Below are 1094 nucleotides of genomic sequence, written 5' to 3' on the forward strand. Positions count from 1 at the left end.
TCCCGACACTGGCGAAAACCCTTGGATTTCTCGTTTGAAGCCATGGAGGAGGCGAAAAGCGCGGTGGCCCGGGTATACAATTTCTTGGCCGAGGCGGAACGCATCCCCGCCGAAGTGAATCCCGCGGATCCGGAATTCCCGCAATTCCTGGCCAAAGAAAAAGAGCGGTTCCACGCGGAGCTTCAGGACGATTTCAACACCCCCGGAGGGCTCGCGGTGATCCAGGAAATCATCAGCGAGGCTTATCGCCGCAATGATCCGGGCGCCATGCGCCAGGCCGCCCAGGTCGTGCGAGAACTCGGAAGACCGCTGGGACTTTTCCAAGGGGAGGGGGCCCCCACCGAACTCGGAAAGCTTTCCGAGGAGCTCCTTGACCTCGTCGTTGAGCTGCGCACCATTTTGCGAAAAAAGAAAAATTTTGCCCTTGCGGACATGATCCGGGAAAAGCTCGGGAAGCTGGGCGTGGAGCTCCGGGACGGCCCGGAGGGAACGCGCTGGGTCCTGCGTACTTAGCGCCCAAGCTTTTTGGCGAGTTCCTCAAACGTGATCTTCACCGCCACCGGCCTTCCGTGGGGGCAACGGGCGGGCTCACGGGTCTCCTTCCAGGCCGCAATTAAGGCCTCCTGTTCCGTGGGCGAGAGTTCCTCCCCAGCCCGTATGGCTGCAGCGCAAGCCACCCTTCGCCAAAGCTCCAAAAGCGCCCGATTTCCCGCGCGCCACGTTTCCGCCACCTCTTTCAGGGGCTCGAGGAACCCAAGTTTTGCCTGGCGCTCGGCCAAAACCGCCGGCCAGCCCCGCAAAAGGAACGCATTCTGCCCAAATGGCTCCAATTCCACCCCGATCTTTCGCAACATTGGAATCGCCGCGCGCAAAGCTTCAGCCGCATCAAAGGGAAGCTCCACCTGAACTGGGATTAGGAAGCGCTGAACCGGGATCTCCTGACCATCTTGGTACTGCTCGAAAAGAATACGTTCATGGGCGGCGTGCTGGTCCACCAGCTCCAGCCCGTCCTCCTCTTCGACAACGATGAACGCCCGCTGGACCTGGCCCAGGATCCGCCACGATCGCGGCCGCGCAAAGCTTATGAGCTCCGT

2 protein-coding genes are annotated in these 1094 nt (G+C 61.0%); one reads left to right on the forward strand and one right to left on the reverse strand.

From position 1 onward, the window contains the following. Positions 1-21: 21 nt before the first annotated feature. Complete coding sequence (locus tag H5T41_11305) at positions 22-513, forward strand: hypothetical protein (protein MBC7109345.1); 492 nt, start codon at positions 22-24, stop codon at positions 511-513. Here the strand turns inward: H5T41_11305 and H5T41_11310 are convergent. Further along, positions 510-1094 (reverse strand): hypothetical protein (locus tag H5T41_11310; protein MBC7109346.1); only part of this gene is annotated, 585 nt, incomplete at its 5' end. The genes H5T41_11305 and H5T41_11310 overlap by 4 nt on opposite strands.

The sequence above is a fragment of the Methanomassiliicoccales archaeon genome, assembly GCA_014361295.1.
Classification (GTDB): Archaea; Thermoplasmatota; Thermoplasmata; order Methanomassiliicoccales; family JACIVX01; genus JACIVX01.